Below are 23,488 nucleotides of genomic sequence, written 5' to 3' on the forward strand. Positions count from 1 at the left end.
CGGTTGAAACCGCGTCTATACAAACGAAGTCCGCCTACGCGGACTAGGAAATAAGGCAGATTTAATATTAGATGATTGACGATCGCAAAAACTGGGAAACTCTTAATTTAGCGGCCATTCAGCAGCGGCTGGCTTGGGTGCAACAACAGCCTGATGGCATGATTTTTTGTAAAGATTCTGGAGTTCATTATGTTGCAGTTAAAAAAGAGCGATCGCGCATTAAGCTATCTTTAGTAGAAAAGGTAAATTTGTATACAGATTTATTGCAATCTGTGTATGATTTAAATAATCCTTTACATCTAGTCTCTGAATATACTCAGGCGATGATGTTAGCTTTGGTGTGGCAAAGTCAACCTCAAAGAATTTACATTGCTGGTTTTGGTGGCGGGAGAATTCCCTTAGTTCTGCACCACTATTTGCCGGAAAGTGCGATCGAATGTGCGGATGTAGACCCGATCGCAGTTGAAGCAGCTACACAGTGTTTTGGGGTAAAATTAGACTCACGACTGACTGTAGCAATTCAAGATGGCAGAGAGTATCTGGAACAGCAAAAACCAGATATTGTCTACGATATAATCATGACTGATGTGTTTTTTGGCAATGGCTACTTTCCCCATCGCTTAGCAACCAAGGAATTTTACGAACTTTGCCAAAAACATTTGTCAAGTGCAGGAGTTGTGCTAGTCAATCTGCTGCAAAGAGATGAGTTTTATGCCGAAAAAGTGAAAACTTTTCAAGCTGTGTTTTCCCAGGTATGTGTCTGCCCTTGGAAGGACATTAACAGCGTTTTAATTGGTAGTAATAGTGCGATCATGGAAAAAGACGAGATTGTTTCTAGAGCCAAGTATTTGCAAAATTACCATCAATTTTCATTTGATTTAACAGAAAGAGCGATGGAAGTGAAAGTAGGTACAGAATTGGCGGAAGCAGTACCTAATTTAGACAAAGCTCATGTTTTGCTAGATGATTCGCCACCCGCTGGTTATTTTGATTGTTGGTTGTTTTGATTGCTGGTTATTTTCTGTGGTTTATGATGAATTATTTAACCACAGAGGGCGCAGAGGGCGCAGAGGAAGAGAACGAAGAGCTCTCTAATTTGCTATTAATATCGGGGAATGGTCCGATCGACTACCATTGAGTAAGCATCGATACCGCCAATGATGTTTTTAACGTTGGTGAAGCCTCGATCGCTCAACCAGTGGCACATTTGAGCCGATCGCACTCCATGATGACATAGAACTAGGGTTTCGGTGTCGCGATCGAGGCGATCGTCTATTTCCGTTGACCAGGTGGCAAATTCGCTGAGGGAAAAAATTGCAAATCCTGGGAGTGAGGCGAGTTCCACTTCGTGAGGTTCTCGCACATCTACAAGCTGCAATCGCTCCGTAGTTGCTTCTGCTAAACGCTGGCTTAATTCTTCGACAGTAATTTGACCAAAAATTTGTGACATTAAATCAAAGAGGGAAGAAGGAAGAAGGAAGAAGGAAGAGTAATATCAATTCCGGTTGCACCGGAATGATATAGAGGAGACGGCTTGGCCTTAGTCCCTACCCCAGATTCATTGTAGGGACACGGCACTGCCGTCTCCTAATTGCGGCTACTGACGCACCTGACTAATTTAACTGGTTCCCAGGCTCTGGCCTGGGAACCGATGTCTAGAGGCTCTGCCTCGTCCTTATCTATCAGGAAAATGGAGGCAGAGCCTCTAGATATGCGTTACCAGGCCAGAGCCTGGTAACGAGTAAAATCAAAGAGGGAAGAAGGAAGAAGGAAGAAGGAAGAGTAATGCCTGATTTGACTCGTTCCCAGGCAGAGCCTGGGAACGGATGTCACTCTTGCTCTGCCTCGCAAGCTTTGAGGAGAATTGGAGGCAGAGCCTCCGGATCTACGTTACCAGGCAGAGCCTGGGAACGAGTAACAAAATGCCCAATGCCCAATGTCCAATGATCAATTAATTTAGCCGAGAAGGTGGTGCAATTAAATCCACAGGAAGTTTTGGTATGGGACGATCGTCTACTTGACTTACTTTCTCCCTAGTGTCGAGACAAGTATTCATTAGGCGATCGAGCGAAAAGTCTACCTGACGGCTCAATCCTACTACGCATTCGGAAAATTGTTCTGGTAATAAACTGCGGCGACACTGATCCAGCACCAACAGCGGAGTTGTGGTTGTACTCCGAGATTTGGTGTTAATGTCCACTACGCAAGTTGCTAAATCCAGGGGGCGACGCACTCGCTGACAGCTACCAAGGGCCTCCACCGCGGCAATATTCGTTTTGCGGTTGATTTGAACCACGCACTTAGAGATGTCGCGGGGGTGGAGCGCGTCGGCGCAAGCGCTGGCCGCTGCATCTGCGGTAAGTCCGGCTCCCATTAGTTCCACAGAGCAGGCGCGATAGGCATTTTTAGTGCGAGGGAATCTAATCGTGATGGCTGATGCGGGCATGGGAGGCAGTATGGTGGCCAGCAAACCGATGGTTGCTAGTTGTGCGCCCAGGGCCAAAATCCAGCGCCCACTAGGCGGTGAGCCTTTGGCTGCTGGGAGTGTGGCCGAACTGTGGGAAAATTTGGGGTGGTGCATGGGGGATTTAATTTATGAATTTTTGTCACTAATTTGGTGCGATCGGGCGATCGGCTTTCAATTCAGATTTTGTGTGATACGATAAGCAACGGGTCAAAAATTGAGTACGGTAGGGCATACCGAAACTTTCGGACACCGCTCCGAACAACGTTTGGGGAGAGATGACTACTACTGATATTAGAGTAATTCTGCGTCGGGAAGTCGTCTCGCAGAACCAAAAATCTCAGCGTTTTACACCTGAGAGTGCCAAAGTATAAAGCCTGTATAAACTTTTATACAGACATTAGAGAGGAAAATCAATGTCTCGATATCGGGGTCCCCGATTAAGAATCGTCCGTCGCCTCAAGGATTTGCCTGGGCTGACTCGGAAAACAGCCAGACGGGATTATCCACCTGGGCAACATGGTCAAAACCGCAAAAAGCTATCTGAGTATGCGGTTCGCTTGCAAGAAAAGCAAAAACTTCGTTTCAATTACGGTGTAACTGAACGTCAATTGCTCCGTTATGTTCGGAAAGCTCGTCGAGTTACCGGCTCCACAGGTCAAGTGTTACTGCAATTTTTGGAAATGCGCTTGGACAACACTGTGTTTCGGATGGGAATGGCTCCTACCATTCCGTCTGCTAGACAATTGGTCAATCACGGTCATGTGACTGTGAACGATCGCGAAGTTAATATCGCCAGCTATCAGTGCAAGCCTGGAGATGTCATTTCGGTAAAAAATCGGGAACGTTCGCGCCAAATGGTGGAAGCGAATCTCAAAGACCCAGGGTTGGCTCACTTGCCTAGTCACTTGGAATTTGATAAGCAAAAACTTGTTGGTAAAGTTAATGGCATTGTCGAACGCGAGTGGATTGCGCTTCAGGTTAACGAACTGCTAGTTGTGGAATACTATTCACGTCAAGCTTAAGTTATTGGTCAACCGCACTTTTTCTATAACTTAAAAAAATCCCAGCCCTTTTTAGAGGCTGGGATTTTTTTAAATTTTCGCTAGAGCCGCTAACAGGAGCCAGCTTTTTTGATGAGTTTACCAAGGACATGATATTACTACACAGAAACCCGGTAACTTCTGCGAAACCGAGTTTCTAGGCTGTACTAAAATGTTTCTTCTCCTGTTGGTTCTTGGTGGACAAGACCTCGCTTTTGAAGGCGATAATTCGCTACAACCGGGTAAACCACACCGCGTATCCGATTGATCGCACCTACTGGACGGTGGACTGCTAAGCCGTTCCAAGGAGAATATCTCAGGTTTTCGTTGAAATCGGATTGTTTTTCATAATCAATAATCTGATGCTTGACGGTGAGACGGCCTACTCTCAAGAAAGGTGATTCCTGTTCTTTCCAGACATTGATGCCATCGTCGATCGGCATTTTTAGGCTGGTTTGAAACTGGATGCCAAAATCCCACCAGTATTGGGCATCAGGTTTCGCAAGGGCTTGAATTAGTTCATCCCGGTAATAATTGTCGGGTTGATTGGGATCTAAACCCAAGGCTTTAGCGCGATCGACAAAGGGAAATTTAGGAATTCCCGATCGAGATTGTTCTGGAATTATCTCGTGCGGTGGTTGGCATGAAACCGGAGTGAACCCATACTTAATTACAGCCGGATATTCTACAGGAACTAGACCAGGCTGGTCGGGATCGAAATCGGGATTGAGACCCAAAGCAGAGGGTGAACCGCTCCAATATTTTGCTGTTAGCAAACTCTTCGGAGTCCGGCTACCCGTAAGCGTTGACACCGCTAGAAAGTGTCTGGGATGTCGCATTAGCCACTTTTTCAATGTATCTGGTGATTCCACAAGAGCAGAAAAAAAGCCGTAGTAATCTTTGATGGTTTGGCTCACAAATATCTCTGAATTGTGAACAATGATATCCTGGGTTTTTGACTCGTGGCTTTGCGCGAGTCGTTCCCCTTCCACCCCCATCACTTTCACTGACATTGAGCGCGAATCTTTGGCGTAATCATTGTATACTTTGGTAGCCCCGTTAGCAAATCGCAACCAAACAGGATATTCTTTGGGTTTTGCTAGCAAACCTTGCTTAAGGGAAATCGCATTGAGTTGCGAAAAAGTTAACGAGGCGCGTTTGCCAAATTCTCGTTTAATCGCTTCCTCATCAAAGTCAAAAATTTCCAGAGTTCCTTTAACGCAAGCATGAGTTTTGGCGTGAGTATCTCGCAGCGCCCGCTCCTTATCCCCGTAAAGATTATCCATCCGAAGCTTGGCCTGCTCAACCAAAAGATCGTAGTATTTGCGTTCGTCCTGTTCGGGATATTCGGTAAATAGCTTCTTGCTCATAAATAACCTTTTAAAAGCTGATTTTGGTGATCATGGTTGGCATTTTTCCCTCTCTCATACCAATTCTCCCAAGTCTTGCAACAATCATGAGTGTTGGGCGAGGTGCAACGGAGGGTTGTTTACGCTCATCCTGTTTGTAAGGTGCGTCGCTACGAGATTGTCGCTCTTTTTTAGGATTTAAAGGTAGCGACGCACCCTACAGCTAGTGTTGCAAAGCTCTAAGCTCGTTTCCAGCCCTCATTATAGAAAGAAACTCTGTACTCTTTGCCGGGAGGAACATTGCGATTCACCACCTGCGAGAGGGTCTTGGTATTCATAATCTCTTCCCAACCTATAGGTGAAAAAGTTTCTGGATTGAAGACATTTTCTGCTAATAAAGGATTAGTGAAAGCTTGAGAAAAAGCATCAATTCCTATCAGTCGTCCGACTAAAGGAGGTAAGGCTGAATTGGCCCGCAAATCTTCTGCGTAAAGTCCCACATACAACTCAATGTTGTCTACGTGACCGTACAATCGTTTCAATTCTTTTTGGACATCTTCATTGCTAGTAATTTGATCGAAATCAGTCACCCGTGGATACTTGCACAGTTCGCGGTAATCGTTGTAGGTTCTTAATTTTGCGGCACGACCTACACGAATGCTGGCTGTCTCCGTTGGAATCAGGAACTCAGGCGTATTGAATAAACTCAATTGCGCTGCTGGTTGGGAACAACTTTCTTCAAACATAGCTCCCAAACCTTTGTTGATAATCATATCATTGTTCCACATCGAGTCTGGCACAGACATTTCTTTGCCGTCATGGATTATCTTATCTGGCAGCATACTATGCCAACGATAAACTAAAGTAAATTCTACCGACATCCAATTGGTGCGATACCATTTTTCATTATTAAATGCTGGGGGATCTGTGAAGAATTGGAAGTTATAGGGAGTAATGTGGTTGATATAATCCTCTAGCACAATTTTCAGAAACTCTGCTATCACGATATTTCTGGCGGTTTGGAAAAGGCGTTCATCATCCCAATTTGGATAATTTTTTGCTAAGAGGTCGCACACGCGATTATGTTCTCTTAAGCTCAGAACGTTGAGCATTACATAGCCCACTTGCACATTGACACGCTCTAACTCTATCCCCATTACAAATAATTTTTGTCTCTTTTCATAGGGGATTTTGTCTGATTTTTTTTCATTTTCACCGACTATTAGATGGGGAATTCCTTTGAATTCTTCTTTAGGCTGTCCGTTCTCATCATAGTAAAAAGGAGGATATTCTTCGCCATTAATAATTTGGCTTTTTAGCTTTCCTCCTTGATGAGACCTCAGCAGGCGAGTAATATTTGCGTTCAACCCATAGACGTTACACAGATCGATTTGGTGGTTGGAACTATTTCTGCGGTAATCCAGCCGATCGGTCCGCAGGAAACTATCGGTAAACCATTGCACGAAATAGGGGAAAATCAGAGAGGATTTGGGCGAGTATTTAGTCTCTCCTCTTTTGCGATACAAGACCTCCAGTTCCTTGACATCTGGAAGATTCTTTTCAAAATTATCTGTGGGGCTTAAATTAACCCCTATGTAGTTTTTATCCGTTAAGGGCTTCCAATCAGTAGGCGGTAGTTGGAGTCCTGAAAAAGTGCGATCGTTTAATGAATCCCAAGAGGTGTAGGGAGACATCGTACTAAACGGATAGGGGCGAGTTGGAATTTTTAGAATGGCATTGTTAATCAGAGTTTTGTTGACTTTTTTGCTAAGCCCCTCGTTGCTTTGAATGAAGTTCCAAAGCGGTTTCAAGTTAGTTAAAAAAAAGGTCTCAATCTTGTTTTTCAGCCCGTCTCTTGATGTGTCTCTTTTTGAAGGCATAATTGTTTCCCCTGTTGGTTGTTTGAGATGTGATCGATCGCCAAGCTTCAATTCCGATACCTTGATGCAGTCTTCACTTTGAATTAAGTTTGGGTAAAATCTTTTCGAGATTCTTGGGGCGGTAGTCCTTTCGGTTTTCCAAACGCTTGATCGTGCTTTCATGAAGATCCTCAAGGGCATCGCCCACTTCGCGAAACTTGACTCCTGCCAATTTGAAGAACCCTGGAGCGTTTTTAAAATCAATCTCATAATTGGGATTGATACCTGTGGGAATGGCACTTGGATCGAATTCAAGCCCCAATCCCAGGTTACCGATCGAATCTAACATCCACTGTAAGGTGGCATCTGATAAACCGCTGTGTTCTTTAGTGCCACCGCCGATGCAGCCATGTTCGCCTGGAAACCAAACTTGAATAACCCGCTGGTTGGGGGCATCAGGATTTTTTTTCATCAGGGTAACATCAAAGATTTCGCGAACTTCGTCGATCGCCACGGCGTGCAACGCATTCTGAATCGACTTATTTAAAGTGGTGTCGTGGAATCTGTACCTTTTCTTGAGCTGTTCGTCATACTTCTTGAAGGCGGGTAGAACCGGAATACCAAGGGCTCCAACGGTGTCGAAACAACCAAGCAAGGTAATCGGGACGCGATCGCCGTAATCTTCGCGGTAATCGGCTGCTATCTTATCCTTTGGTTTAATGCCTCGGTTGCGGTAAAGCTCGTAAGCTTCAGATGCTCTGGTAATATTCGGGCGGTCTAGCAGACCGGAGCAATGGATCATCCCCGCTAGACTCCTGACTGTGTAAGCACCGCGACTGAACCCGAATAGATAGATTTCGTCACCAGGCTCATAGTTTAGGCAAAGAAAACGATAGGCATCTTGTATATTTTGATCGATTCCCAGTCCAGTGGCTCCGCCCATAAGCTTGTTAGTCTCGGCTCCAATTCCCTCGTCATAAAACACGATCTGCCCAAGCCCGTCACTGGCGCTCGGTTTCACTGCCTGGGCAAGCTTAATCACATTACTTGGGTAACTACTATTTAGTTGTTGCCAAGTTCCATCACTGCAAACGATCAGACGTTTCATATTCTCTCCTTGAATCTGAAATTTGATAGCGAGCTGTCGTAATCGGTTACTTGAGATTGACAATTCCCGTTTTTCTATCCCCTGACGGCGATCGCTCCTAATTTCGCATTCTAAATTGGGAGCTGGCGGGGTGATCTTGAGCTATTTCTATTTTCAGAATGTTAATCCCAAAACACCATATACTCTAGTTTGTTGTATTAAAATTTCAATTTTATTTATATTTCTTAATTAATTAAAAAAATTGTGCAATGGTTTTCTAGCCCCGGTTAAACTGGAAAAGTAAAAAACCCGGTAGGATCTCGCGCAACGATAGACTACGAGGTTCTCGCACCAAAACCAAAGGCAGAATCGCAATCAGCCGTAAACCAGCCGACAGCGCAAACAATCCTTCCAAACTCATCGTCGGTGCTTGAGCTAGAAAGCCGCCGGCGGTAGTTCCACAAGCCCCCGCCACTCCCGCAACCGCCGCCGCGATCGCAAAATAATTCGAAGGTTGTTTAATTGGTGCTATTTCCATTTGAATATTTTTAGTACAAAGTTCGATCGCTCCTAAAGTCGTTCCTCCCAGTAAATGTAGCAGTGGTAGCCATACCCAAAGCGCCATGGGGTAATTGCCTGTTACCAACCACAGCACAGGTGTGATTGCCACTAATAACCCAACCACAATTAGCAGCGGGCGATTTCCCCAGCGATCGGCTAATTTGCCCCAAAACAGCAGCAGCAGCAGATTTGCCCCGGCACTCAAGCTGTTATAAATAGTCACTAAACTCACATCCAAATTTAATTGTTTCAGCAAGTAGATATTAAAAAAAGGCGCACTTAAATTAACTGCAAATGTCCATAAAATTAAGTAATATAAAAATATTAAAAAATTATAATTTTTGAGCAGGGCAGTCAAAAAATTAGTCGGGGTTTGACCTAATTTTTCCGTGAATTGCTCCCCATCTTCATCGGTTCCATAAACTTGCGGATTCACATCCACCATCAAGAATTGAAACCCCAAACTAATCAGTCCCGCCAACACTCCCAAAAATAAGACGATACCGTAGCCAAAAATCGGATCTGTCCCCCAAGTTGAAACTGTCAATCCCATCAGTGGGACTCCCAGCAAAGCGATGAGGCTGACAGCGCTGTTGCGAAAGCCAAAATAGCGTCCGCGCAAACGGTGAGGCACCACGACGGCCATCCAACTAAACCAGTTAGAATGGGCAAAAGCTGCCAGTAAACTAGCAGCCAAGGCAGTTGCTAGTGTCCATTCCAGTAGCAGGTGGGAGTCGGTGTTTTGTCTCCCCCAGACAATTTCCACGACTAGCACCAGCCACAGCAGCCGCGAAACCCCGAATATGAACAGGTTATACCAATGGCGACTGGTTGTGCGATCGGCAATGTAGGCCCCTAATGGTTGCAGCAGATTCACCACCATCGGAATCGCAGATAATATGCCTATTTCAACGCTGGTAGCACCTAGTTGGAGCAAGAAATTGCTGAGAATTACGCCGCTGGTGGCGGACTCGAAGACACTGGCAAAAACGCCGTCTAGAGTTGATGCTTTCAGAGTCGAACGAATGTCTTGTTTAGAAATTTTGAGAGCTGTTTGTGGAGATATGACTAACTGAGAGTTGGTTTTTTTTAGTAGGTCTGGGGTCTGAAGAAATCTGCCTTCATTTAACTCTGCAACTGGTTCAACCATAAATCAATTTGAGATTTGAGATTTGAGTTGGAAAATTTGAACAAGCCCAGGATACATCTAGCTGAGCTAGGATAGTAACTGCCAAGAGTACGAGGATATTCTGAATCACTTAAGCTTTGATTATGCCTGAATTTCTCTGGTTATTTCTTCTTTTTTATCAAGGGAGGTTTCTTTTTCCTTTTTCCTGAATTTACCCCTTTCGGGGGGTGACTTCTTCCTTCTTCCTTTTCCTATGTAGTCATATAAAACCAGTCCTACCTACAAGATGTTAGTCTAAAAGTAGGACTGGCAAGTCCGGGTAATTTTGATTATTATAGATGACAAGCGATCGCCCTTAGCATCGACCGTTTGGAATATCTAAGTTTAGGGATTTTGCAAAAAGTAGGTAGTCGGGCTTAACAAGGCTGCGATCGCAGAATTTCGACACCAAAGAATTTTTCGAGTTCGCCCTCAAACAAGTCCCCCCAAGGCCCAAAACAAATTTCCCGCGCGAGGCTCCACTCCACGATGAAACTTTTACGACTAGCTACATCCATAGATTGAAAGACGATCGACTTACCGAGTATGGCGGCTAACTCTAGCCCGATTACCAGTGCGTTAATTCCCTCTAGGGCTAAGGCCTCGACTTGTTGGAAATCCACCACAACTCCCAAGGCTGCGGTTTCCAGAGCTTGTTCCAAGTTCGCTTGGAAATCGAGAACAGCGAGTCCAGCAAGACAACCCAAGGGTTGTAAAACAATCGTATTAGATGATGATGTTCTGTCAGTGGAACAAAACACAACTGACGGCATGATAGTAGTGGCTTTATTCATAATCGAATCTCAAAAAAGTATGATCTCGATCGCAACTCGTAAACAAAAAAACGATTGATAAAAATGACGCTAACTGCTATTGACAGCCAACTCGATAACTAACTAGGCTTAAATATTTGAGCGGTGTCACTCCTGCTCTGTGATGCTTCTCATCAGTAAATTTACAGATATCAACAATCCATCATGACAAAAACTCAACCTCGTTCCGGGTACACACTCCCAGTATTTGCCTGTGCTGCCGCACTAGCCGCCCTGCGCTGTTTGCGTAGAGGTATTCAATCTGTAGATAGCGTCTCAGTAGATTTACTAGAACCCATAATAACCGCATCAGTACCCATCGAACAAGTATCTGTAATAAAAACTGACACAGCTTTAGCTGTGACTCGCTCTGACCCTGGTGACAACCTAGATCTGACTCGCCATACCCCAGTTTGGGCAATGGTGGAATTACGGAGAGTGTCCGAGGGAGAAATTGAGGAAGCACAAGAACAAATACTGATTGTTGGGGGCGAGGGAATTGGACATCACAAAACCGGTGGAGGAGCGGCAATCTACGATTATGCCCAGCGGCTGTTGCGTGTGAATCTCAGCCGAGAACTCCAAACCGGAGAAAAAATTACTGTCACCTTGATTCTGCCATCAGGTCGCCAACTGGCAACCCGTACTTCCAACGAAGCTTTCGGTGTGGTAGAAGGACTGTCGCTGCTGGGTACAACGGGCATTTCTCAACCCTTGAGCGCCCCCGGACAGTTGGAAATTTACCGCGAACAACTACAACAAAAAGCCCAGCTATTTGATTGTTTGGTGTTTTGCATCGGCGAAAATGGCTTGGATTTGGCTCGACAACTGGGCATCGATCCGCAGCGGCTGGTCAAAACTGCTAATTGGCTAGGCCCTTTACTAGCAGAGGCTGGATGTCAGGGTGTGAAATCGATTCTGCTGTTTGGCTATCACGGAAAGTTAATGAAATTGGCGGCGGGGATTTTTCACACTCATCACCACCTCGCCGATGGGCGGCGCGAAATTCTGACAGCTTTTTGTGCGCGGGCCGGAATGCCGGCTGATGTGTGTTCCTCGATTTTTGAGGCTGCTACGGCAGAAGATGCTCTGGAGCAACTGCGGGTTTTTGATGCGGAGAATCACAGCAATTGGGTCGATCGCATTTACGGCGACATCGCTCAACAGATAGACTTGCGCTCATCGGATTGCGTGTTTACTCACAGCGGGCAGCGTGTGCCCGTGGGCTCAGTGATGTTCGGGCGCGATCGCAAAATTATTGTTAAAAGTGAACTAGGAGATACATTTTTGACACAAATTTGTTAATGTGGTGTGAATATCCCGTAACTCTTGCTCCAAGATCGATCGGGGATAATACTTAATTAAGTCTTAATTCCAACTCCCTAGACCTTAATTACCTAGGTTTATTTCAGACGAATAATCTCGGTTCTAGGTTCTACCCATTAGCAATTAGCAATTACCCACTAACCGTGACTACTCAAATAGAAACTGAATCCGCCCTAAGCAACTCTTCTCTAGGGCAGATCGATCGCCAGAAGATCGTGATTCTCGACTTCGGTTCGCAATATTCCGAACTGATTGCTCGCCGCATTCGCGAAACTCAAGTATATTCAGAAGTTATTTCTTACCGCACTACTGCCCAACAGTTAGCAGCGATCGCTCCTAAAGGAATTATTCTTTCAGGTGGGCCGAGTTCTGTATATGACGAAAGAGCTCCCCAATGTGACCCGGAAATTTGGCATTTAGGAATACCCGTGTTGGGTGTTTGCTACGGGATGCAGTTGATGGTCAAGCAACTCGGAGGGGTAGTCGATCGCGCTAAGTTAGCCGAATATGGCAAGGCATCCCTATCCATTGACGACCCTACGGATTTGTTGACTAATGTCGAAGATGGTAGCACCATGTGGATGAGCCATGGAGATTCTTGTACCCAATTGCCAGAAGGTTTTGCGATTCTAGCTCACACGGAAAATACTTCCTGTGCGGCAATTGCTAATCACGACAAAAATTTGTACGGAGTTCAGTTTCATCCAGAAGTAGTTCATTCCATCGGTGGACAGGCTTTAATTCGTAATTTTGTTTATCATATTTGCGAGTGCGAACCGACTTGGACGACAGCTACTTTTGTCGAGGAATCGATTCGTGAAATTAGAGCCAGAGTCGGAGACAAACGAGTATTATTGGCTCTATCCGGCGGGGTTGATTCTTCAACTTTGGCTTTTTTGCTGCATAGGGCGATCGGCGATAAACTTACCTGTATGTTTATCGACCAAGGGTTTATGCGGAAGTATGAACCGGAACGGTTGGTGAAATTATTTAAAGAGCAATTCCACATTGATGTTGAGTATGTTAATGCTCGCGAACGCTTTTTAGCTCAGCTTGAAGGTGTTACCGATCCGGAAGTAAAACGCAAGCGGATTGGTCACGAATTTATCAGCGTATTTGAAGCAGAATCGAAACGTCTTGGACCCTTCGATTACCTCGCCCAAGGTACTCTTTACCCAGATGTAATTGAATCTGCTGACACTAATGTAGATCCCAAAAGTGGTGAAAGAGTTGCTGTTAAAATTAAAAGCCATCACAACGTCGGCGGGCTACCTAAAGATTTGTGCTTTAAGCTGATCGAACCGCTGCGAAAATTGTTCAAGGATGAAGTGCGAAAAGTCGGCCGGTCGATCGGGCTTCCAGAAGAAATCGTCAACCGACAACCTTTCCCAGGGCCAGGATTAGCGATTCGGATTCTGGGAGAAGTTACCGCAGAAAGATTAAATATTTTGCGGGATGCTGACTTAGTGGTGCGCCAAGAAATTAATCGGCACGGATTGTACAACCAACTTTGGCAAGCTTTTGCAGTTTTGCTTCCCATTCGTAGTGTAGGTGTGATGGGAGACCAACGCACCTATGCTTATCCGATCGTTTTGCGGTTTATTACCAGTGAAGATGGGATGACGGCTGATTGGGCGCGAGTTCCTTACGATTTGTTAGAACTAATATCGAACCGGATTGTGAATGAAGTGAAAGGGGTGAACCGCGTGGTTTACGACATTACTTCTAAGCCGCCTGGAACCATCGAGTGGGAGTGATAAATACAAGATTATTTTAATACAAATAAACGCAGATGGAATTTTATCTGCGTTTATTTGTGTTCATGGGTTGATATCAATTCCGCTAACTCTGGCAAAGCTGAAACCGCCGTAATTCTTTCGCGCAATCCTTATCAATCACAAATCATGCAATTAGCTCGATCGACCGGGTAAGGTTTGTCTAATTCTTGAATTGTCTAAAACCTTTGATTGCGAGTAAATTTTGATGGTAATTTTTTTAAAGTGCGATCGAGAGCGATCGCATCTTTTAATTATAAGAGTCGATAGTCCTGCTTCAAGAATTAGATTTTGGTGCTTTCGGCGGTCTTTGAGTCGCCATATTGAAGCCACCGCCACTTTCGGCTCCATCTCTAGAAGGTTTTCTCTGAGATGCCGATTTAGACACTCCTCCAATTATTTTCTTCGCTTTTGGAGTAGACGGGATTTCTGCTGGTGCTGGTTGCTCTGTGGCAGCCTCTAGCTGAGGTTCTGAAGCAGGTGGAGGTGGCAAATCACTTTTTTTGATCGGCTTGGGAGTAGGCTTGCTTTCCCCTTCTGTTTTTGCTTGAGGAGCATCTTGTTGAGTTTTTTGCTGATAGGCCAAATCAGATTTCTTGATTGGCTTGGGAGTAGGCTTGCTTACTTTTTCTGCTTGAATTTGTGGAGATTCCGATCCAGATTCTGGCTGAATTTCTGAGTGAGATTCTGACCCAGACTCTGGTTGAATTTCTGAAGGAGCATCTGTCGGAGATTCTGTCTGAATTTCTGCGTGAGATTCTGTCTGAGATTCTGTCTGAGATTCTGTCTGAGATTCTGTCTGAGATTCTGTCTGAGCATCTGGCCCAGATTCTGTCTGAGATTCTTCCTGAAGTTCTGGTTGGAGTGATTCAGGATGATGTTCAGGAGACTGGCTGTCTGCTGCACTTGTAGATTGGGCATCTACATCAGTTGATACGTCGTGTAAGGTATTCTCAGGACTCATTACTGGCAATGGATTTGGTTGTACAGGGGTGACTCTGATATTTTTTAGCCTCGATGGTTGTGTATCGAGTCTGTTCTGCATCTGGAGTTTTATCACATCCTAGCATGGCTGGCTACATTTCATGTCAAAAATTGGAGGAATTGCGATGGGCAAAAATACCTTCCTCCTCCTCTGACAGGATTAATAACTAATGACGAATCACCGCTGACTAATGACTAATGACTAATGACTTCTGTTTTCAGAATCATAGCTAATTTGATCCGACTGATAAGCGGGTGGCTCAACGTGAATTAAGATGCGTACAGGACTGAAACGTTCTTCCAAATGGGCTTCTACTTCTTCTGTAATCCGGTGAGCAGTTTCTACATCAGCCGCATCCACAATCATGTGCATATCAATAAACACCTGACGCCCGACTACGCCACGAGAGGCGATCGAGTGACAGTTGACAACCCCCGGTACATCCATCGCGATCTCGTGAATAATTTCCGGTGCGATCGCCATTTCATCCACCAACCAAGGTAGATTTTCTGTTAGCACCTTCCAACCGCTGTGAAACACCAACAAAGCCACAGGAAAAGACAAAAATACATCTAGGGATTGCAATTGAGGTATATTCCAAACCTGTCCTTGCCAAACACCAATCAACCCAGCAATTACCATGATTGTTACCCAAACATCACTCATCGTATGTTGAGCATCCGCCACTAGAATAGCACTACCAAGGCGTTTCCCAACCCTGCGCTCGTAAAAAGTAACAAAAATATTGATTCCTAGTACAATCAGCAATATCCATAGTTCATTCGGGGATATTTTGACAATTTTGCCACCATGTAGCAACCTTTGCACCGCGCCGCTGAGAATTTCAAAACAGGCAATTCCCAAAAAAACAGCAATTCCCAGAGCTCCGATCGCGTCAAATTTCTGATGTCCGTAGGGATGATCGCGATCGGGTTGGGGATTGGCATAATGATTAGTCACCAGTCCTAAAATATTATTAGCGCTGTCTGTGACACTGTGCAAGGCATCTGCTAACAAACTAAGAGAACCTGTCAACCAACCAACTACGGCTTTAATTGCCATCACCAGTATATTTAGCAATAACGTAATGATTAATACCTTACGGATTTCGGAACGGTTATCGGCTAGCATAGAGTCTCCTGAATCAGAAATCAAAATTTCTAATTTCTAGTTTAAAGCCGATCGAGTAACAAAAGGTTAAAAGTCTTGCAGACTCTAGCTTAGAGTTATATTTACACTCATTAATTTGGCCTAGCTTATTGAGATAGTTTTTAATTAATTGGATTCAGGCTGCCCATTTTAGCGAGAATGTACTTCTTTTCGGTTACTGTATCTTTTATCATTAACAATTGTCTGTTAAATTTCATTGCTTATGTCTGTTTCTCAATTTACGCTGAATTTAGTTGAAGGTTCTGTCTCCTTTAGCTTTTCCCCCCAAGCTGCGCGGGATTTGCAAAGTGCGATCGCCACTTTGATGGAAAGTCTCAAAGCAGTAGCAGCCAAAACTGCGGGCGGCAAAGCCTCTCCCCAGAAGCCGATGGAATACCGCTATGCAGGGGAGGTATTTTTTGAGGTGTTCTGCAATCCGAATATCTGGCCGACTCCCTTTGCTGCGAAAGTGCTGATTACGGTTCGGGACGATCGGGTGCGCGTCACCACCGAAGCCGAACTGAGCCGCCTGCGGGACGATTTGGCTCAATATCTAGAACAAGTAGGTTGAGACTTTAAAGCTCGATCGTTTGTATAGTGTTTTTTTTAAGTGAGGTGCGTTCTTTGTCGGGTGTGTCGCTGCTATATGTTAGATGAAACTTGCAGATGGTAGAAGGCGACGCACCTTACTATTTCCAGCTTCCTGCACTGTCAAAATATCGTGACCAAAAGTTCGCAGTAATTCCACGATTACCAGTGGAAAATTTTCATCTGCATAAAGACGCACCATTTATTAATTTTCCTCATTTATAAGGAGTTTTTTTTCTAATTCTTTCATTGCCATTTTTTACGATCTCAATCATTTTATATGGTTAGCTTTTCTTTACCTCGAAGGACGGTTAACTCGAATCAATTTGCCAGTCAATATTTCCTCAGCAGAAATAGCCTCATTAATTCGCGTCGTCAGCCTTTCAAAATTTGGGTCTTCCGTGCAAACAACAATACCAGAATGGTCAGAGTTTTGAAGATGCAGGCGCATGAAATGACGGCGATTGCGTGTCAAAACTGTTCGGTCATTGCTAGCAGCAAAAGCTAACACATCTTCGTCAGGAATTTGAAGATTTGCATTTCCTGCTTCCCTCGCTGTCAATACATCGTGACCCAAAGCCCGCAGTAATTCCACCACTGCTAGCGGGAAGTTTTCATCTGTGTAAAAACGTGCCAACTTTTAATAAACCTCGCTTTCTTCCATAACTTCATCATTTTCTTTAATTGTTTGTTCAATTTCTTCTGGGTAAGCATCAGCATAAGCCCACGCATTTACCAAGTCAGCGGCGGTTAGATCGGGAAATGATTCTAGGATGATACCATCGGAAGCACCTAGACGGCGATCGCACACCAAAGACCAAACTGGTATGCGAGTATTGCCGATACAAGCATCGCCGCCACACACACCGGGAGTTTTTTTGATGCCTAGAGAACCGTTGGTTAAAGTTTGAGTTAGGATGCTGATAAGTTTAGCTTTATCAACCGGATTTAAGGTTAAGACTTGAGTTTCTAATTCTTGTATAGTCATAAGTGCGATCGTTCGGATCTGATAATATTTAGATTATAGCAAATTCGTGCCAGGTTTTAGGCTTCCTCATTTTCTTTAATTGCTTGTTCAATTTCTTCTGGGTAAGCATCAGCATAAGCCCAAGCATTGACTAAATCAGCCGCAGTCAAATGGGGATAGCACTTAAAAAGTTCAGCATCGCTGCATCCGAGACGGCGATAACCCACAAGTACCCAAACTTGTATGCGAGTATTGCCAACACAGGCATCGCCGCCACACACGCCGGGAGTCTTTTTAATGCCTATAGCACCAGTGCTTAAGGTTTGAAGTAAAATTTCTATAGCCACTGCTTTGTCGGCTGAATTTAAGGATGCTAGATCAATTTTTAATTCGGTGAGTGTCATAGTTTATTCCTATTTTTTGGGGAATATATGTTTAATATTTTAGCTTAAATCTAGTTGTTAATCTTCCTCATTTCTAGCGATCGCAGCTTCAATTTCCTCTGGGTGTGCATCAGCATAAGCCCAAGCATTCGCCAAATCTGCTGCATTCAAATGAGGAAAGTCTTGCAAAATTCGCACATCATTTGCACCTAGAAGGCGATAATTTACCATCGACCAAACAGGTATGCGAGTCTTGGCAATTCTAGCATCGCCACCGCACACGCCCGGAGTTTTTTCGATTCCTTGCCAAGTATTGCTTAAACTTTGGACTAATAGCTGTATTGCCTGAGTTTTTTCACTGGGAGTTAAGGCAAGTAGTTGTTTTTCTAATTCTTTCAGTGCCATTGTTTACAAGCTCAATCATTTTTTATAATTGTTTGTTCAATTTCGTCTGGGGAAGCATCGGCATCAGCCAAGGCATTTATCAAGTCAGTGGCGGTGCGATCGGGAAATGATTCTAGAATTATAGCATCGGAAGCACCTAAACGTGGAGCTAGACTTGGCCATAAGCGAGTCCACAAAATCTCGATCCCCCCTAGCCCCCCTTAAGAAGGGGGGGACAAGAGTGCAGTCAAAGTCCCCCTTCTTAAGAGGGGGCAAGAGTGCAGTCAAAGTCCCCCTTCTTAAGGGGGATTTAGGGGGATCTAGACTTGGCTACCAGCGAGATATCGAGAGGCTTTAAATCTTCACTTCTCACCTTTGATCGCTCCCATCTCCCTACCCGTAGCTACAATGACAAAAAAATGGTATACTTTCATATTAATCTCCTACCTAAAAAACAACACATCACTGTTGTAGAAATTATTCATTTACTCCATTATTCCATAAAACTATCAGCAAAATTCATGAAATTCCGCTCTTGCTGGCTAATTTTTACCCTCATCGGACTCTCCTTAACAAGTTGCTCCCAGCCGAAGTCATCTCAAGAAATTGCTGAAACAGTTAACAAGAGCCTCGTGCTGATTTACTACGAAAATCAAGGCGGACACGGTACGGGGTTTATTATACCGGGAAAAAAGGGAGTTTGCACTGTTCTTACGGCCGGTCATGTGGTTAAAGGCTATAGTTTGAAACTGCAAACTTATCAGGACAAACAAAGTCATACAACTGACAGTATTCAAACAAGTCCCAATTTCGATTTGGCAGTGGTGACGTTTAAGTCTGCCGGGGAAAATTGTCCTTATCCGAGTGTCAATTTTGGTAATTCTAACGAGCTAAAAGTAGGACATAAAATCTATATTTCTGGTTTTCCTGTTCTTCAAAACGAAGATTTAGCGCCGGAATTTTTGGAAGGTTCAGTATCGAGGGTTAATGTTGTCTTGCCGGAGGGATATGGAATTAACTATACAGGTCAAGTTTCTGTTGGGATAAGTGGCGCGCCTGTTTTAGATACTAGCGGTAAAGTGGTTGCAGTTCACGGGCAGGCGAAGGATAAATTACCGAGGGGAATTCCCATTCAAACTTATCTGGCAAATCAGTCTTGGGAAAATCAACCGACTCCTAAAGCAGATTATAAAAAACAGGAAAATAAGTCGGATTTGCTAAATGAACCCATTGCTAAAGCAAATTCGTTAAAAGACATCATAATATCTGTTGTTTGGGCGTTCTGGTCGTGGTTAGTGGATTTTGGTGTTTTGGGGGTTTTGGGGATTTATGTGTGTGTGGTGTTGGTGGTGAAGTATTTTAGGTTGGAGATGGGGGAGTTTGGTTTTGGTTTGGGGTGGATGAAGAAAAACTTTAAAAAATAATTGAAGCCTATAAAGGCTTCGATTTTTTATTAAAAATGGTGAGGAAAACAAAATACACGAATTCATGCGGTGTGTGCGTTTCCGATACCTCGTACTGCGGTTAATTTGATGTCCATTAACCTCATTATTGTATGTCATTGCGAGCGAAACGTAGTGAAGCGAAGCAATCGCAGAGGCTTGCGATTGCTTCACTTCGTTAGCAATAACAAAGTTTGGAATAGCACCTGATATCACTTAGCAGAATTAGATCCAGCAATCCGATCCTCTTCAGCCAAAAAAGGAGTTAAATCAATCTCTGGCGAAGCCGGAGAAAACTGAGAAGTTGCCAACTTGCCATCGCTATTTTGATAAACCCCATTACCACTATTCAGCAAATTTTCAGTCATATCTTGCACTGCTTTATGAGCCTCGGTTTGGCTGCCTGCCTTCAACGTTACCAACAGCGAACAATTTTCGATCTGCTTAGTTTTAGCACAAATTACATATTGATTCGGCGTATTAGAATCACCTCTATAATCTAACTTAGTTAAACCATCTTTGCGATAAATTTCCAAGCGTTGAGAAATTTCTTCGCAGCGTTTTAGGGGTGTATAACCACCACCAAAAGTTGTCACGATTTTCAACCAAGGTTGCTGACCTTTATCGTGACGATACATGATAGTCCAAACGTCACCTCCCCGCTGAGTATCTGGCCTCTGTTGGCAGGAAAAACGAGCGTTTTTAGGGATTATCGGGTCTGGCCAAGCTTGAACAACAGTAATTTTAATAGCGATAGCAGTCCCTACCAAACCTAGTACACCGATAGTCAGGTTTGCGACGTTAAAGAACTTTCCACTATTACTCACGGTACAGAATCCTCGATAAAATTTTGATAGACAACAAGAGCGATCATAATAGGACTTACGAGGAGTCAGAAACCGGGGTTTTTTCGACAATACTTCGTTGAAAACCGTAAAAACTGCAAAAAACCCGGTTTCTTGGGTCTCGACGCGCAAGTTCTAAATAAGTTGAAAATTTCTACATCAGCTAACTAACGTATTCCCGAAAACCGCCAGGGGTTCAAACCCCTGGCTAATAGCGAAAGTCCTCTAAAGAGGACTGAGAAGATGACTGATAATTTCTTTAGTCCTCTTCAGAGGACTTTCGCTTTGAGGCAGGGGTTTCAACCCCTGCCGGACTGCGGGGAGTTGAAGTAGCCAATGTGCTACACTCAGCATACACTCAAAACTCACAGTAAAAATGATAAACAATCATGCAATTAGAAGATTACTTTGAATTTTTAACACCAGAAGATATCCGCATCAAAGGAACCCGCGTCGGTATCGAACACATTCTCTACGAATACATCCACCGCGGCCAAACTCCAGAAGCCATAGCTCAAAAATTTCGGACAGTGACTATGGCTCAAGTTTATGCTACGATTCTCTACTATCTAGAAAATCAAAAAACTGTAGGGAAATATGTAGGAGATTGGTTAGAATATTGCCTGAAAGCTGAAGCTGAATACGATCGCAATCCATCACCTTTTGTCTTGAAAATGCGTCAGATTAAAGAGCAAAATCAGAAATCTCAACAATTGGAGCGAGTTCATTAATGACTGTTAAATACCTGTTAGATGAAAATATCGACCCTCAATATCGGGCGCAGCTATCGATCGGACGTGATTTATCTCTAAATTTTAGCCGTTCCAGCAGCGCAGGCTAAAGTACCATTCTTGTTAGTAGGAGTTGCTGGCTTCGTCGTGCTAGCAGCAGCAGTTTGACACAGGATTGTTTTGGTAGTATTTCCGATCAAAAACACTCCTCCCACAAAACTTTTCAGATTTGGTTGTTGGGAAACTCCATAATTAAATACAGCTTTGTTTCCCGTACTAATGGAATATTTGTAATTGGGACTTTCAGGTTTTATCCCCAAGCCTAAATTGGCAATGGAACTTGTAAACCCCGTATTTTCTGCATAGTAAGCTTGCTGAGCTTTATTCAGGGAAATAACGTATTGTTTGCCTTCTGCTTCCTTAGCTTTCACCGTTTTTGATGATTGAGCTTCCGAGGCTGTACAGAAAAAAACGGGCAGAGTTAGAGTTGTTAAAATTGCTCCAATCTGCCAGTTTTGGTAGCTATAAATCCGGCTTATTTTCAGAGATACCTGTTGAATTAAGCGGTTTAGTAACATAGTCTTAAACTAATTGTTTGGACTTAAACTGTTTCAATTGTGCAGGAGCAACAGTGCCATATTCTGTTATAATTCCTGAGATTAGTTCCGCAGGAGTTACATCAAAAGCGGGATTATAAAATTCGACTCCCACAGGACAAATCCGCGTAGTGCCAACTTGATACATTTCAATGGGATCGCGTTCTTCAATGGGAATCTGACTCCCGTCAGAAAGTTCAAAATCAATGGTAGAAAGAGGCGCGGCTACAAAGAAAGGAACGTTGTGAGCTTTGGCGATAATTGCTAAACTGTAAGTGCCAATCTTATTAGCAGCATCGCCATTAGCTGCAATCCTATCTGCACCGACAACTACTGCGTGAATCATGCCTTGTTTCATGCAGTGGGCGGCCATATTGTCGGCAATTAATGTGACGGGAATTCCTTCTTGTACGCATTCCCAAGTTGTCAGTTTTGCGCCTTGGAGACGGGGACGAGTTTCGTCGGCAAAAACTCTGGCGAGTCTGCCTTCTCGCCAAGCTGAACGAATGACACCTAAAGCTGTACCGTAGCCCGCTGTTGCTAAACCACCGGCGTTGCAGTGAGTTAGTAATGTTAATTTTTCGGGTGTAGCTGGGAGAACTTCTAAACCTTTGTCGCCGATATCTTTACAGGTTTGCAAATCTTCTGCTTGAATGGTTTTAGCCATTTCTAGCAAAGTTTTTTGGATTTGTTCGACGGAACCGCTAGTTTGATCGGCTGTTTTGAGCATTCGCGATATTGCCCAAAATAAATTCACCGCAGTGGGACGGGTCGATCGCAGTAAATCGCCGACTTTTTCTAGTTGAGTTAAAAATTCGGTGCGATCGCCCGTTTCGATTTCCCTCGCACCCAAATACATTCCGTAAGCTGCTGCTACCCCGATCGCCGGAGCACCGCGAACTATCATAGTTTTAATCGCCTCGGCCATGTCATCACTGCGGCTAATTTCGACTGTGCTGTATTCCTGGGGGAGTCGGTTTTGGTCAATTAGTATAACTCGGTCTTCGAGCCAGGTGACGGGGGAAACGGGGGTGTTTTGAGTAGTCATGGATTTGAATTATGTGGTTAGGAATAATTGAACCGCAGAGGGCGCAGAGGGCGCAGAGGAAGAGAAGAGAGAGATTTTAGATTGATTATAAATTATCGATTCATATTGCGTTTCATGCGATCGAGTTCTTCATCAGCTTCCCAGCGTTGAAACTTGTCTTCCAAAGGGTCGGCCGCACTAAAACTGCTATAATTGGAACTTTGATTCCAACCTTTTGTATCCCAACTCTGCTCGGTTTTACTAGCTGTTTTCGCAGCATTGCTAGTGGCTGCTGCGGCTGCTTTTGCTCGAACTTCTTTTCGCCGTAGCTGAATTTGGCGATAAAGTTCTTTGGCTTTTTCAATCCGTTCTTTGCAGCCTTGCATTTGACCCCAGCGCTGATTTCCCTGACGTAGTAAAGTTGCTTGTCTTTCTTGGGCTGCTTGGGCGAGGTCGAGCCTTTGAGATGCTTTGGCTTTATTGATGCGATCGTTCCAGCGTTGAATTTCTTCGGCTGTGGACAGAATTTCTGCTTGCAGGGTTTTCTCTTGTTTTTGGATTTCGAGAATTAGTCGCAGGGTGTCTTCTTCTTGTTCTTTGAGTTGTTCTTCTATTGCTTGCAATTCCAGATGTGGATTGCTGCGTAAGAATTCTTCTAATTTTGTTTCTAAAAATCTACTAACATCGTCAAATAAGCCCATTGTTTACTCGTCCTATTTTATTAGTTATTGGTTAGTTGTTATTGGTTATTGGTTATTGGTTATTTGCGGTGCCCTGCCCTTCGACTACGCTCAGGAACCGCGAAGTCGAAGGGTTATTTGTTATTTGCGGTGCCCTGCCCTTCGACTACGCTCAGGAACCGCGAAGTCGAAGGGTTATTTGTTATTTGCGGTGCCCTGCCCTTCGACTACGCTCAGGAACCGCGAAGTCGAAGGGTTATTTGTTAT

At 44.1% G+C, this 23,488-nt stretch carries 26 protein-coding genes; 7 read left to right on the forward strand and 19 right to left on the reverse strand.

Going from position 1 to position 23,488, the window contains the following annotated elements:
- The first annotated feature begins 71 nt into the window (after nt 1-71).
- Nucleotides 72-1,007, forward strand: coding sequence for a spermidine synthase (locus ACBR23_RS12965; RefSeq protein WP_371119676.1), 936 nt, complete (start codon nt 72-74; stop codon nt 1,005-1,007).
- A 95-nt stretch (nt 1,008-1,102) separates the two neighbouring features.
- On the opposite strand, the gene ACBR23_RS12970 is transcribed toward ACBR23_RS12965, so the two are convergent.
- A complete protein-coding gene (locus tag ACBR23_RS12970; protein ID WP_371118160.1) occupies nt 1,103-1,450 on the reverse strand; it encodes a rhodanese-like domain-containing protein in 348 nt (115 codons plus the stop codon).
- A 501-nt stretch (nt 1,451-1,951) separates the two neighbouring features.
- A complete protein-coding gene (locus ACBR23_RS12975) occupies nt 1,952-2,581 on the reverse strand; it encodes a hypothetical protein (RefSeq protein ID WP_371116836.1) in 630 nt (209 codons plus the stop codon).
- Nucleotides 2,582-2,880: 299 nt separating this feature from the next.
- Here ACBR23_RS12975 and rpsD point away from each other — a divergent pair, with 299 nt between their 5' ends.
- Entirely contained in the window at nt 2,881-3,489 is a 609-nt protein-coding gene (rpsD, locus tag ACBR23_RS12980; protein ID WP_340521114.1) for a 30S ribosomal protein S4, read from the forward strand.
- Nucleotides 3,490-3,674: 185 nt separating this feature from the next.
- Here rpsD and ACBR23_RS12985 read toward each other — a convergent pair whose 3' ends face one another.
- The 5 genes from ACBR23_RS12985 to ACBR23_RS13005 form a co-directional block, all read right to left on the reverse strand.
- Entirely contained in the window at nt 3,675-4,877 is a 1,203-nt protein-coding gene (locus ACBR23_RS12985; protein WP_371116838.1) for a catalase, read from the reverse strand.
- 218 nt (nt 4,878-5,095) lie between these two features.
- On the reverse strand, nt 5,096-6,736 hold the full coding sequence (locus tag ACBR23_RS12990; protein ID WP_371116839.1) for a peroxidase family protein: 1,641 nt from the start codon (nt 6,734-6,736) through the stop codon (nt 5,096-5,098).
- Between the two features lie 73 nt (nt 6,737-6,809).
- On the reverse strand, nt 6,810-7,823 hold the full coding sequence (locus ACBR23_RS12995; RefSeq protein WP_371116840.1) for a DUF2235 domain-containing protein: 1,014 nt from the start codon (nt 7,821-7,823) through the stop codon (nt 6,810-6,812).
- Between the two features lie 256 nt (nt 7,824-8,079).
- Nucleotides 8,080-9,513: an MFS transporter gene (locus tag ACBR23_RS13000; protein WP_371116841.1), complete on the reverse strand. Its 1,434-nt coding sequence runs from the start codon at nt 9,511-9,513 to the stop codon at nt 8,080-8,082.
- Nucleotides 9,514-9,908: 395 nt separating this feature from the next.
- Nucleotides 9,909-10,325, reverse strand: coding sequence for an STAS domain-containing protein (locus ACBR23_RS13005; RefSeq protein WP_371119677.1), 417 nt, complete (start codon nt 10,323-10,325; stop codon nt 9,909-9,911).
- 183 nt (nt 10,326-10,508) lie between these two features.
- On the opposite strand from ACBR23_RS13005, the gene cbiD reads away from it, so the two are divergent.
- A complete protein-coding gene (gene cbiD / locus ACBR23_RS13010) occupies nt 10,509-11,648 on the forward strand; it encodes a cobalt-precorrin-5B (C(1))-methyltransferase CbiD (RefSeq protein WP_371116843.1) in 1,140 nt (379 codons plus the stop codon).
- A 176-nt stretch (nt 11,649-11,824) separates the two neighbouring features.
- Nucleotides 11,825-13,426, forward strand: coding sequence for a glutamine-hydrolyzing GMP synthase (gene guaA / locus ACBR23_RS13015; protein ID WP_371119691.1), 1,602 nt, complete (start codon nt 11,825-11,827; stop codon nt 13,424-13,426).
- Nucleotides 13,427-13,721: 295 nt separating this feature from the next.
- On the opposite strand, the gene ACBR23_RS13020 is transcribed toward guaA, so the two are convergent.
- On the reverse strand, nt 13,722-14,408 hold the full coding sequence (locus ACBR23_RS13020; protein ID WP_371119678.1) for a hypothetical protein: 687 nt from the start codon (nt 14,406-14,408) through the stop codon (nt 13,722-13,724).
- Between the two features lie 222 nt (nt 14,409-14,630).
- Entirely contained in the window at nt 14,631-15,560 is a 930-nt protein-coding gene (locus ACBR23_RS13025; RefSeq protein ID WP_371119679.1) for a cation diffusion facilitator family transporter, read from the reverse strand.
- 241 nt (nt 15,561-15,801) lie between these two features.
- Here ACBR23_RS13025 and ACBR23_RS13030 point away from each other — a divergent pair, with 241 nt between their 5' ends.
- Entirely contained in the window at nt 15,802-16,149 is a 348-nt protein-coding gene (locus ACBR23_RS13030) for a hypothetical protein (RefSeq protein ID WP_371119680.1), read from the forward strand.
- Nucleotides 16,150-16,227: 78 nt separating this feature from the next.
- On the opposite strand, the gene ACBR23_RS13035 is transcribed toward ACBR23_RS13030, so the two are convergent.
- From ACBR23_RS13035 to ACBR23_RS13060, 6 genes are all read right to left on the reverse strand, one after another.
- Nucleotides 16,228-16,368, reverse strand: coding sequence for a DUF5615 family PIN-like protein (locus tag ACBR23_RS13035; RefSeq protein ID WP_371119681.1), 141 nt, complete (start codon nt 16,366-16,368; stop codon nt 16,228-16,230).
- Between the two features lie 93 nt (nt 16,369-16,461).
- Nucleotides 16,462-16,803, reverse strand: a complete 342-nt coding sequence (locus tag ACBR23_RS13040; protein ID WP_371116851.1) for a DUF5615 family PIN-like protein — start codon at nt 16,801-16,803, stop codon at nt 16,462-16,464.
- A gap of 3 nt (nt 16,804-16,806) precedes the next feature.
- On the reverse strand, nt 16,807-17,154 hold the full coding sequence (locus ACBR23_RS13045) for a DUF433 domain-containing protein (RefSeq protein WP_341730967.1): 348 nt from the start codon (nt 17,152-17,154) through the stop codon (nt 16,807-16,809).
- Between the two features lie 56 nt (nt 17,155-17,210).
- Nucleotides 17,211-17,537 (reverse strand): DUF433 domain-containing protein, encoded by a 327-nt coding sequence (locus tag ACBR23_RS13050; protein WP_371116852.1) that lies wholly within the window; start codon nt 17,535-17,537, stop codon nt 17,211-17,213.
- 57 nt (nt 17,538-17,594) lie between these two features.
- Nucleotides 17,595-17,921, reverse strand: a complete 327-nt coding sequence (locus tag ACBR23_RS13055; protein WP_371119682.1) for a DUF433 domain-containing protein — start codon at nt 17,919-17,921, stop codon at nt 17,595-17,597.
- A gap of 11 nt (nt 17,922-17,932) precedes the next feature.
- The gene (locus ACBR23_RS13060; protein WP_371116854.1) at nt 17,933-18,097 is read right to left on the reverse strand and encodes a hypothetical protein; all 165 of its coding nucleotides are present in this window, start codon (nt 18,095-18,097) and stop codon (nt 17,933-17,935) included.
- A gap of 324 nt (nt 18,098-18,421) precedes the next feature.
- Here ACBR23_RS13060 and ACBR23_RS13065 point away from each other — a divergent pair, with 324 nt between their 5' ends.
- On the forward strand, nt 18,422-19,324 hold the full coding sequence (locus tag ACBR23_RS13065; RefSeq protein WP_371119683.1) for a serine protease: 903 nt from the start codon (nt 18,422-18,424) through the stop codon (nt 19,322-19,324).
- Nucleotides 19,325-19,554: 230 nt separating this feature from the next.
- On the opposite strand, the gene ACBR23_RS13070 is transcribed toward ACBR23_RS13065, so the two are convergent.
- Nucleotides 19,555-20,169, reverse strand: a complete 615-nt coding sequence (locus ACBR23_RS13070) for a COP23 domain-containing protein (protein WP_371119684.1) — start codon at nt 20,167-20,169, stop codon at nt 19,555-19,557.
- A 407-nt stretch (nt 20,170-20,576) separates the two neighbouring features.
- Here ACBR23_RS13070 and ACBR23_RS13075 point away from each other — a divergent pair, with 407 nt between their 5' ends.
- A complete protein-coding gene (locus ACBR23_RS13075) occupies nt 20,577-20,918 on the forward strand; it encodes a DUF433 domain-containing protein (RefSeq protein ID WP_371119685.1) in 342 nt (113 codons plus the stop codon).
- Between the two features lie 77 nt (nt 20,919-20,995).
- Here ACBR23_RS13075 and ACBR23_RS13080 read toward each other — a convergent pair whose 3' ends face one another.
- From ACBR23_RS13080 to ACBR23_RS13090, 3 genes are all read right to left on the reverse strand, one after another.
- Nucleotides 20,996-21,496, reverse strand: a complete 501-nt coding sequence (locus ACBR23_RS13080) for a type IV pilin-like G/H family protein (RefSeq protein ID WP_371119686.1) — start codon at nt 21,494-21,496, stop codon at nt 20,996-20,998.
- A 4-nt stretch (nt 21,497-21,500) separates the two neighbouring features.
- The gene (gene mtnA, locus ACBR23_RS13085) at nt 21,501-22,562 is read right to left on the reverse strand and encodes an S-methyl-5-thioribose-1-phosphate isomerase (protein ID WP_371119687.1); all 1,062 of its coding nucleotides are present in this window, start codon (nt 22,560-22,562) and stop codon (nt 21,501-21,503) included.
- Nucleotides 22,563-22,654: 92 nt separating this feature from the next.
- A complete protein-coding gene (locus ACBR23_RS13090; protein ID WP_371119688.1) occupies nt 22,655-23,242 on the reverse strand; it encodes a TIGR04376 family protein in 588 nt (195 codons plus the stop codon).
- Nucleotides 23,243-23,488: the final 246 nt, after the last annotated feature.

Origin of the sequence: Microcoleus sp. (genome assembly GCF_041354475.1) — a bacterium.
Taxonomy (GTDB): domain Bacteria; phylum Cyanobacteriota; class Cyanobacteriia; order Cyanobacteriales; family Microcoleaceae; genus Microcoleus.

Bases quoted from the DNA above. Each gene is read 5' to 3' on its own strand.
- ACBR23_RS13005 (WP_371119677.1), bottom strand. From the start codon at position 10,325: ATGAATAAAGCCACTACTATCATGCCGTCAGTTGTGTTTTGTTCCACT.
- ACBR23_RS13075 (WP_371119685.1), top strand. From the start codon at position 20,577: ATGCAATTAGAAGATTACTTTGAATTTTTAACACCAGAAGATATCCGC.
- ACBR23_RS13090 (WP_371119688.1), bottom strand. From the start codon at position 23,242: ATGGGCTTATTTGACGATGTTAGTAGATTTTTAGAAACAAAATTAGAA.
- ACBR23_RS12990 (WP_371116839.1), bottom strand. From the start codon at position 6,736: ATGCCTTCAAAAAGAGACACATCAAGAGACGGGCTGAAAAACAAGATT.
- ACBR23_RS12975 (WP_371116836.1), bottom strand. From the start codon at position 2,581: ATGCACCACCCCAAATTTTCCCACAGTTCGGCCACACTCCCAGCAGCC.
- ACBR23_RS13045 (WP_341730967.1), bottom strand. From the start codon at position 17,154: ATGACTATACAAGAATTAGAAACTCAAGTCTTAACCTTAAATCCGGTT.
- ACBR23_RS12970 (WP_371118160.1), bottom strand. From the start codon at position 1,450: ATGTCACAAATTTTTGGTCAAATTACTGTCGAAGAATTAAGCCAGCGT.
- ACBR23_RS13065 (WP_371119683.1), top strand. From the start codon at position 18,422: ATGAAATTCCGCTCTTGCTGGCTAATTTTTACCCTCATCGGACTCTCC.
- ACBR23_RS13080 (WP_371119686.1), bottom strand. From the start codon at position 21,496: ATGTTACTAAACCGCTTAATTCAACAGGTATCTCTGAAAATAAGCCGG.
- ACBR23_RS12995 (WP_371116840.1), bottom strand. From the start codon at position 7,823: ATGAAACGTCTGATCGTTTGCAGTGATGGAACTTGGCAACAACTAAAT.
- ACBR23_RS13025 (WP_371119679.1), bottom strand. From the start codon at position 15,560: ATGCTAGCCGATAACCGTTCCGAAATCCGTAAGGTATTAATCATTACG.
- ACBR23_RS13050 (WP_371116852.1), bottom strand. From the start codon at position 17,537: ATGACACTCACCGAATTAAAAATTGATCTAGCATCCTTAAATTCAGCC.
- ACBR23_RS13035 (WP_371119681.1), bottom strand. From the start codon at position 16,368: ATGGTGCGTCTTTATGCAGATGAAAATTTTCCACTGGTAATCGTGGAA.
- ACBR23_RS13030 (WP_371119680.1), top strand. From the start codon at position 15,802: ATGTCTGTTTCTCAATTTACGCTGAATTTAGTTGAAGGTTCTGTCTCC.
- ACBR23_RS12985 (WP_371116838.1), bottom strand. From the start codon at position 4,877: ATGAGCAAGAAGCTATTTACCGAATATCCCGAACAGGACGAACGCAAA.
- ACBR23_RS13055 (WP_371119682.1), bottom strand. From the start codon at position 17,921: ATGGCACTGAAAGAATTAGAAAAACAACTACTTGCCTTAACTCCCAGT.
- rpsD (WP_340521114.1), top strand. From the start codon at position 2,881: ATGTCTCGATATCGGGGTCCCCGATTAAGAATCGTCCGTCGCCTCAAG.
- ACBR23_RS13020 (WP_371119678.1), bottom strand. From the start codon at position 14,408: ATGAGTCCTGAGAATACCTTACACGACGTATCAACTGATGTAGATGCC.
- cbiD (WP_371116843.1), top strand. From the start codon at position 10,509: ATGACAAAAACTCAACCTCGTTCCGGGTACACACTCCCAGTATTTGCC.
- ACBR23_RS13000 (WP_371116841.1), bottom strand. From the start codon at position 9,513: ATGGTTGAACCAGTTGCAGAGTTAAATGAAGGCAGATTTCTTCAGACC.
- ACBR23_RS12965 (WP_371119676.1), top strand. From the start codon at position 72: ATGATTGACGATCGCAAAAACTGGGAAACTCTTAATTTAGCGGCCATT.
- mtnA (WP_371119687.1), bottom strand. From the start codon at position 22,562: ATGACTACTCAAAACACCCCCGTTTCCCCCGTCACCTGGCTCGAAGAC.